This is a genomic window from Tardiphaga sp., assembly GCF_044340795.1.
Lineage (GTDB): Bacteria > Pseudomonadota > Alphaproteobacteria > Rhizobiales > Xanthobacteraceae > Tardiphaga.
Genome location: NZ_JBIISY010000260.1, coordinates 1 through 8047, shown reverse-complemented (window position 1 = coordinate 8047; position 8047 = coordinate 1). Strand labels below are relative to the sequence as shown.

General features: G+C 62.9%; 9 protein-coding genes. 4 read left to right on the top strand and 5 right to left on the bottom strand.

Annotation, left to right across the window (positions count from 1 at the left end):
* From ACIQ17_RS27900 to ACIQ17_RS27885, 4 genes are all read right to left on the bottom strand, one after another.
* Positions 1-503, bottom strand: a 503-nt coding sequence (locus ACIQ17_RS27900) for a CoA-binding protein (protein WP_398472624.1), incomplete at its 3' end; no start/stop codon positions are given.
* 54 nt (positions 504-557) lie between these two features.
* The gene (locus ACIQ17_RS27895; protein WP_398472623.1) at positions 558-1319 is read right to left on the bottom strand and encodes a hypothetical protein; all 762 of its coding nucleotides are present in this window, start codon (positions 1317-1319) and stop codon (positions 558-560) included.
* A 2-nt stretch (positions 1320-1321) separates the two neighbouring features.
* Entirely contained in the window at positions 1322-2110 is a 789-nt protein-coding gene (locus ACIQ17_RS27890; protein ID WP_398472621.1) for an enoyl-CoA hydratase, read from the bottom strand.
* Positions 2111-2161: 51 nt separating this feature from the next.
* The gene (locus ACIQ17_RS27885; protein ID WP_398472627.1) at positions 2162-3337 is read right to left on the bottom strand and encodes an ABC transporter substrate-binding protein; all 1176 of its coding nucleotides are present in this window, start codon (positions 3335-3337) and stop codon (positions 2162-2164) included.
* Between the two features lie 401 nt (positions 3338-3738).
* Here ACIQ17_RS27885 and ACIQ17_RS27880 point away from each other — a divergent pair, with 401 nt between their 5' ends.
* From ACIQ17_RS27880 to ACIQ17_RS27870, 3 genes are all read left to right on the top strand, one after another.
* Complete coding sequence (locus ACIQ17_RS27880; RefSeq protein WP_398472620.1) at positions 3739-4359, top strand: thermonuclease family protein; 621 nt, start codon at positions 3739-3741, stop codon at positions 4357-4359.
* Positions 4360-4407: 48 nt separating this feature from the next.
* Complete coding sequence (locus ACIQ17_RS27875) at positions 4408-5889, top strand: M48 family metalloprotease (RefSeq protein WP_398472626.1); 1482 nt, start codon at positions 4408-4410, stop codon at positions 5887-5889.
* Between the two features lie 113 nt (positions 5890-6002).
* Positions 6003-6413: a DUF1801 domain-containing protein gene (locus ACIQ17_RS27870; RefSeq protein ID WP_398472619.1), complete on the top strand. Its 411-nt coding sequence runs from the start codon at positions 6003-6005 to the stop codon at positions 6411-6413.
* 167 nt (positions 6414-6580) lie between these two features.
* Here ACIQ17_RS27870 and ACIQ17_RS27865 read toward each other — a convergent pair whose 3' ends face one another.
* Complete coding sequence (locus ACIQ17_RS27865; RefSeq protein WP_398472618.1) at positions 6581-7459, bottom strand: CarD family transcriptional regulator; 879 nt, start codon at positions 7457-7459, stop codon at positions 6581-6583.
* A 145-nt stretch (positions 7460-7604) separates the two neighbouring features.
* On the opposite strand from ACIQ17_RS27865, the gene ACIQ17_RS27860 reads away from it, so the two are divergent.
* Positions 7605-8047: hypothetical protein (locus ACIQ17_RS27860; protein WP_398472617.1), on the top strand; the 443-nt coding region annotated here is incomplete at its 3' end.

The window sequence follows — 8047 nt, the reverse complement described above, 5'->3', positions numbered from 1 at the left end:
AGAAGCGGCTGATCCGGCTTCACATCCACGGTCGGACTGAACGTCGCGGCGATGCCGGCGATCTGGTTGTAATAGCCTTCGGCATTCGGCCCGGAAATCCGCATGCCCGTGCGCTTTGCCAGCGCCGCGATCGCATCCTGCATCGCGATGGCATCGCCGCCCTCCTCGGCAAAGCCGGAGGAAATGATGATCGCGTGCTTCACGCCCAGCGCAGCGCATTCCTCCAGCGCGCCGAGCACCACGCGCGCGGGAATGATGACGATGGCGAGGTCGACCGGCTGCCCGATCGCCCCCATGGTCGGATAGCATTTCAGCCCATCGATATCGGGATAGTTGGGATTGACCGGATAGATCGCACCGGAAAACGCATTCTTTCGCAGGAAGGCGAGCAACAGCCCCGGGATCTTGTGGGCGTCGCGCGAGGCACCGATGATAGCGATGCTGGATGGATTGAAGAACGTATCCAGCGGATGCGGACGTGCCGCGGCCGTTGCGCTGCTCATGAAATGACGTTTCCCGTTTATCGTTATTGCCCGATCGTGCGGCGATTGCCGCGATCATGCAACGACGTGAAACGTGACCCCGCCCAGCAGAAATGCATCACCTGCCGACGGACACCCGCGCGCCCGCGCACGGTCGAGCACCTGCGCCACGTCATTGACCCGGAATTTGAGACCGATCATCGCCTCGGCTTTGCCTTTGGTGAAGCGCAGGCAGCCATTCGGAAAGACGATCTGCGGGTCATTGCCTTTCGACGATGTCAGCGGGATGCCGATGAGGTTGCTCCAGTGCTGCGCCAGATCATAGTGATCCGGGCTCTCCAGCTCGACTTCCAGCAAGGCGCGCGTGACGTCGTGACGGATCGATTCCTGCCAGTTCGGGCCGGCCGGCGGATAGACATCGAAGTCGTCGTCGCTACCTGCCGTGTGGTTGAACTCGATGAAGGCAGCCCGGCAATCGCGCGGATGCAGTTGCACGCCGTGATAGGGCGGATGGTCGATCACATTGGCGGTGCGAATACCGATGCTGGCAGCGAAACGCCCGCGTTCGTCGGGGTCCTCGCAGGACAGGATCACCATATAGCCGCCGCGGCCACCGGATTTTTCGAGAAAGCGCCCGGCGGCCGTGCCAGGCTGCGTCGGCGCCACGACTTCGAGCAGCGTGGCATCGACCGGCATCAGCGCATTTTCGAGCCCGTATTTCTCGACATGCGGGTCGCGGTAACAGACATCGAGGCCAAGAATGGCCGTGATGTCACTGACAACGGGCTCCAGATGCGGAGCGACCAGACAAACTTGCCGCAACCGCATCTCGCTCATGGTCATTGTCCCTTGAAAACTGGCTTGCGCTTCTCGACGAAGGCCTTCGAGGCCTCCTTGTGATCGTCGGTGTCGCTGCAGCGGGTATGATGGATCGCCTCGCCGTCGAAACAGGCTTCCAGAGTCATCGTCTCGGCATTGTTGATATTGGTCTTGATGTAACCGTAGGTGATGCTCGGCCCGCGGGCGAGCGACATCGCGAGCTCACGCGCGGCTGTTTCCACCTCGGCGTCGTCGACCACCTTGGTCACCATGCCAAGTCCCAGCGCTTCCTGCGCCGTCAGCACCGGCGACATCAGATAGAGCTCGCGCGCCTTGGCACTGCCGAGCATTTTTGTGAGGAAATAAGTGCCGCCATAGTCACCGGAGAAGCCGACCTTGGCGAAGGCCGTGGTGATCTTCACCGAGGAAGAAGCGACCCGGAGATCGCAGGACAGCGCGATCGAAAGACCGGCGCCCGCCGCAGCGCCATCAAGCTGCGCCACCACCGGCTTCGCCATCGTGTGCAGGATGCGCGAGACTTCCATGCCCTTGCGCAGATTGACGCGCTTCGCCTCGAACGGCAGCGGCGCACGACCGGCCGCCATCGACTTGACGTCGCCGCCGACGCAGAACGTGCCGCCGGCACCCTTGATGAGAACGGCGCGCACCTCATGATCTTCCTGGGCGCGGCGTGCAGCCGCGACCAGACCTTCGGTCATCTCCGGATTGAGCGCATTGCGCCGATCCGGACGGTTCATGGTGATGGTGAGAAGACCGTTGTCGAGGTCCTGCAGGATGATGTCGCTCATGTCATATTCCTTTTCTTGTTGTTGACCGCCCGGCAAATCTCGACCGCGACGTTACTTCTTCACCAGCGGGCAGCGCGATTCCGACAGCGGCTGGAATGCCTGATCGCCGGGAACGGTGGCGAGCAGCTTGTAGTAATCCCAGCGGCCCTTCGATTCCGCCGGCTTCTTCACCTCGAACAGATACATGTCGTGGACCATGCGGCCATCTTCGCGGATCTTGCCGTTCTTGGCGAACATGTCGTTGACCGGAAGTTCGCGCATTTTCGCCATCACGGCACCGGGCTCGACAGTGCCGGCAGCCTTCACGGCTTTCAGATAGTGACCGACCGACGAGTAGACACCGGCCTGCGCCGAGGTCGGCGCGCGGCCTTTGTTGCGTTCCTGGAAGCGCTTGGTGAAGGCGCGGGTCTCGTCATTGAGATCCCAGTAGAACGCTTCGGCGAGAACCAGGCCCTGCGCGGTTTCAAGACCGACGCTGTCGATGTCGGAGATGAAGGCCAGCAACGGCGACATCTTCTGGCCGCCGCTCTTGGTAAGGCCGAACTCCGCGGCCTGCTTGATGGCATTGATGGTGTCGCCGCCGGCATTGGCGAGGCCGACCACCTTCGCTCCGGACGACTGCGCCTGCAGCAGGAAGGATGAGAAATCCGCGGTGTTGATCGGATGACGGACATTGCCGAGCACCTTGCCACCGGACTTCTTGATCACGTTCGACGTATCGCGCTCGAGGTCCTGACCGAAAGCATAGTCGGCGGTGAGGAAGAACCAGCTGTCGAGCCCCTGCTTCACCGTAGCGAGACCGGTCACATTGGCCTGCGCATAGGTGTCGTAGGCATAGTGCACCGTATACGGACCACAGGCCTCATTGGTCAGGCGGATGGCGCCCGGGCCGCTATACATGATGATCTTGTTGCGCGCCTTGGCGATCTCGCCAGCAGCGAGGGCCGTCGCCGACGCGGCAACGTCGATGATCGCCTCGACGCCCTGATTGTCGAGCATGTCGCGCGCGATGTTCGCCGAAAGATCAGCCTTGTTGAGATGATCGCCCACCACGATCTCGACCTTGCGGCCAAGTACTTCGCCGCCGAAATCCTCAGCTGCCATCTTCGCAGCCGCCTCGCTGCCGGGGCCGGTGATATCGGCGTAGAGGCCCGACATATCGAGGATCGCACCGAGCTTGAGCGGCTTGTTCTGCGCCATCGTCCCCGATGTCGCGGCCAGGATCATGGTCGATGCGAGCAGGCCAGCAGAAAGAAATTTGGTCTTCACGTAGTCCTCCCTTGTCGCGCATTTTTGCGCGGCATTCATGTTGTTGCGATCATGCCGCAAGGGAACAACAGCGGCAAGCCGCTGCAAGGTGAGACATCGCGCAAGAATCACTCCAGAGATGCAGCTGTTTCCGCAAAGCGGAATGGACGTGACACGCGATGCCGACATAGGGTTGTGCAGGACATCGGGGGCGGTCCATGGGTGTTGCAACGGCGAAACGCAGAACGCGACGCACGACCACGAATACGTTCGCCGTCACCTGCATCATCGGATCGAGCGCGATCGCGCACGCGTCATGCAGCTTCCCCGAACAAGGCGCGGGACGTGTCGCTGATGTCATCGACGTCAGGACCATCCGCATGGCCGACGGCGCCGAGATCCGTCTCGCCGGCATCGAACCGGCGCACGGTGGCGGCTCCGCCTCGACCCTCGCCGCACTCGTCGCTGGGCGCGACATCCGGCTCCATGGCGACAGCGATGCGCCTGACCGCTATGGCCGGCAGGCGGCCTTCGCCACCCTTACGCCGGGCAGCCCGCCGATCCAGTTCCAGCTTCTCGACCAAGGCGCTGCCCTCGCCTCCGGAACCATCGCCGACCGGGCCTGCGCCGCCGCGCTGTCCGCTGCCGAAGCCCGCGGCAGAGCCGCCAAAAGAGGCATCTGGGGGAACATTGGCGTCATCAAAAACGCCGCAATTCCGGGCGACATTCAGGCGCAGTTGGGGCGTTTCGTCGTGGTTGAAGGACGCGTTCTGTCCGTCCGGGAAGCCGGCAGCACGACTTATCTCAATTTTGGCCGTCGCTGGACACGGGACTTTGCCGTGACTATTTCAAGGCGCATGATGCCTGCCTTCGCAGGGGCTGGCATCACGCTCAGATCCCTTGAAGGACGACGGATTCGAGTGCGTGGATGGGTCGAGAGCCGCGGTGGGCCGCGGATCGAGGCGCGCCATGTGGGGCAGATCGAGGCGGTCGGGGACTAGGTGACCGTCAAGACAGGACGCAATAACGTGACGGGTGTGGGACGGCAAATCAGCTTCAGCCGCCGCCTTTGGGCTGCGCCGGTTGTGCTATGCGCGGCCCTATCCCTATCCGCCTGCGGCGACGCCAGCCGTTTCGAGGTTGCATCCACCGCGGTGAAGCCTCCGCTGCCCGCAAGACCACCCAAACCCGCCGTCGTCCAGACGCCGGCCGCCGAGAAGGAGCATGAGCGCATCCTGGCCTCCTATGGCGGCTCCTATGACGATCCCCGGCTCGAAGCCCTGATCTCCAAGACCGTCGAGCGCTTGGTTGCCGTTTCCGAGCGGCCGGACCTTGCCTACAAGGTCACCATCCTCAATTCCGGCGCCGTCAACGCCTTCGCGCTGCCGACCGGCCAGCTCTATGTCACCCGCGGCCTCGTCGCGCTGGCCAGCGACACGTCGGAGCTTGCTTCGGTGCTGTCGCATGAAATGGCGCATGTGCTGGCGAAGCACGCCTCGATCCGCGAGGAGCAGGCCAAGCAGGCGGCTGTCGTCACCCGCGTCGTGTCCGACATGGGCACCAACGATCCCGATCTCACCGCACTGGCACTGGCCAAATCCAAGCTCACAATGGCGAGCTTCTCGCGCGCGCAGGAATTCGAGGCCGACGGCATCGGCGTCGGCATCTCGGCCCGCGCGCATTTCGATCCGTTCGGCGCCTCCCGTTTCCTCTCCGCCATGGAGCGCAACGCCGCGCTGAAAGCGAGCCGCACACCGCTCGATCCGCGCGCGCAGGATTTCCTGTCGTCGCATCCGGCGACACCCGAGCGCGTCCAGAACGCGCAGGCCAATGCCCGCCAATACGCCTCGCCCTCGGGCGGCAGCGGCGAGCGTGACCGCGACACCTATCTCGCCGCCATCGACGGCATCGTCTATGGCGAAGACCCCAGCGAAGGCTTTGTCCGCGGCCGCCGCTTCCTGCATCCGAAGCTCGGCTTCACCTTCCAGGCGCCGGACGCCTTCTCGCTCGACAACACCGCGCAGGCGGTGATCGGCGTGCGCGAGGGCGGCAATCAGGCCATGCGCTTCGACGTGGTACGCGTGCCTTCGGAGCAATCGCTCAGCGACTATCTCAATTCCGGCTGGATGGAGAATGTCGACAAGGCGACGACCGAGGACGTCACCATCAACGGCTTCCCGGCCGCGACCGCGCTGGCCCGCGGCGACCAGTGGCAATTCCGCGTCTATGCGCTGCGCTTCGGCAGCGACGTCTATCGCTTCATCTTCGCCGCCAAGCAGAAGACCAATGAAAGCGAGCGCAACGCGCGCGAAACCGTCAATTCGTTCCGCCGCCTGACCCTGGCGGAGATTCAGGCTGCACGCCCGCTCCGCCTCAAGGTGATCAATGTGCAGCCCGGCGATACCGTGGAATCGCTGTCGCATCGCATGAGCGGCGTCGATCGCCCGCTGGAGCGTTTCCGCGTCATGAACGGCCTCGAGGCCAATGCCCAGGTGAAGCCGCGCGATCGCGTGAAGATCGTGGTGGACTGACACTCAGCCGCAGGGCGGAGGAGCCGAAGGCGTAATCCGCCGCAGAGTCTCCACAATGAACTCGGCCGGCGGATTACGCTGCGCAAATTCGCCCTACGATGGGAGCTGCCACGATGCCCAAGCCCAAACTCCTCTCCGGCGGCAATCCGCAAATTGCGAAGGCCGACGGCGACGCGCCGGTGCAGGCCTATATCGCCGCCATGCCCGGCTGGAAAAGTGATCTCGGCGCGCGGCTCGACACGTTGATCACGCGCACGGTGCCGGATGTGCGCAAGGCGGTGAAATGGAATTCGCCATTCTACGGCGTGGAGGGACAAGGCTGGTTCGTCTCTTTCCATGTCCTCACGCGCTACGTGAAAGTGACTTTCTTCAAGGGCCTCCTGCTCCACCCCATCCCGCCCGGGGGCACCGAGCGCAGCAAGGACGCCCGCTGGATCGACATCCATGAAAGTGACGCGCTCGATGAAGATCAGTTGGAAGCATGGGTGAAACAGGCGGCAGCAATTCCCGGCTGGACTCCGTGATATCGCTTTTGGCCGTTGGGTGGATGAGCGCAGCGTAATCCGCCGCGGAGTTTTTACGGTAACATCGGCCGGCGGATTAAGTCTTCGGCTCATCCGCCCCACGGCTGTGTCGACAAAAAAGCCCGACCTTTCGGCCGGGCTTTTGAACTTGTTCGAAACGCAGCCGCTTATGCAGCTTCGTCCTCGGCGACATCCTCGTCGCCCTCATCAGCATCGTCTGCGCCGGCCTCGGCATCTTCAGCCTTGGCGCCGCGGCGCGGGCTCTTGGCGAGCTGGCCTTCGATCTCCTTGATCGCTTCGGTCTCGGTGATGTGCTGCACCACCGCGATTTCGCGCGACAGACGATCAAGCGCCGCTTCATAGAGTTGACGTTCGCTGTAGGATTGCTCGGGCTGCGATTCAGAACGGAACAGATCGCGGACCACTTCGGCAATCGCGACGATGTCGCCCGAATTGATCTTCGCTTCGTATTCCTGCGCGCGGCGCGACCACATGGTGCGCTTGATGCGGGCACGGCCCTTCAGGGTTTCCAGCGCCTTCTTCACCAGCGCCGGCTCGGACAGCTTGCGCATGCCGACATTCATGACCTTCGCGGTCGGAACGCGAAGCGTCATCTTGTCCTTCATGAAGTTGATGACGAACAGCTCAAGCTTGGCGCCTGCGATTTCCTGCTCCTCGATGGCGAGGATCTGGCCAACGCCATGCGCGGGATAGACCACATATTCATTGGTCTTGAAGCCCTGACGCTGGGTTGCCGTCTTCTTCGGCTCTTCGGCGCGCGGGGCCGGCGCGGCGGGCTTCGCGGCCACCGGCTTCTCGGCGGCAGCAGCCTTGGCCTGCTCCTTCGCAGCGGCAGCCTTCATCGCCGACGCCGTGGTGTTCGGTGCAAACGACTTCTCGGTGCGCGGCTTCTCCGCCACCGGCTTCGCGGCAGCGGCCTTGGTCGCAGCAGGCTTCACGGCAGGCTTGGAAGCAGCAGCAGTCTTCGGAGCAGAGGTCTTGGCGGCAGACTTCTCGGTCGAAGGCTTGGCAGTCTTGTTCGGCATTTCACTTCTTTTGTTCTGGGCGGACTCTGGCACGACGGCCTTGTTAGCAGGGGTCTTCGCACCAGAGGTCTTGGCTGCCGCCGTCTTCGCTACCGGGGTCTTGGCTGCCGGGGTCTTGGCTGCAGGAGCCTTGACGGGAGAAGCCTTGACCGTAGCTTTGGCTGCGGGCGCCTTGGCTGCTGAAGCCTTGGTCGTCGAAGCCTTGACTGGCGAAACCTTGGCCGTGGTGCGGGTCGTCGTCCGTGTGTCCTTGACAGGGGGCCGTGCAGGGCCTTTGCTCACGCTGCGTTTGCCCGCAATTGGGCTCGCCGCAGCCGTCTTCTTCGAAGGCTTAGAAATACTCTTTTTACGCGTTTTCTGTGACACGGCCTGTGCGCGGCAACTACCGCGCCCCTGTTTGATTTTTGTTAAACGGGAACCCGGCAGGGCCAAAAACGAGCGGCACCACACGGTCCAGCTTCTTGAATGTGCCTATAATAGCACATTTCCCGCAAAAATCAATGATTTATGCCCCCTCGTGACCGCCTGGCGGCCGCGAAGCGGTCATAAACGAGGTCAGGGTAAATTTCAGGTCGTCACAGGTATTGG

Bases quoted from the DNA above. Each gene is read 5' to 3' on its own strand.
- ACIQ17_RS27895 (WP_398472623.1), bottom strand. From the start codon at position 1,319: ATGAGCGAGATGCGGTTGCGGCAAGTTTGTCTGGTCGCTCCGCATCTG.
- ACIQ17_RS27890 (WP_398472621.1), bottom strand. From the start codon at position 2,110: ATGAGCGACATCATCCTGCAGGACCTCGACAACGGTCTTCTCACCATC.
- ACIQ17_RS27885 (WP_398472627.1), bottom strand. From the start codon at position 3,337: ATGATCCTGGCCGCGACATCGGGGACGATGGCGCAGAACAAGCCGCTC.
- ACIQ17_RS27880 (WP_398472620.1), top strand. From the start codon at position 3,739: ATGGCCGACGGCGCCGAGATCCGTCTCGCCGGCATCGAACCGGCGCAC.
- ACIQ17_RS27870 (WP_398472619.1), top strand. From the start codon at position 6,003: ATGCCCAAGCCCAAACTCCTCTCCGGCGGCAATCCGCAAATTGCGAAG.
- ACIQ17_RS27865 (WP_398472618.1), bottom strand. From the start codon at position 7,459: ATGCCGAACAAGACTGCCAAGCCTTCGACCGAGAAGTCTGCCGCCAAG.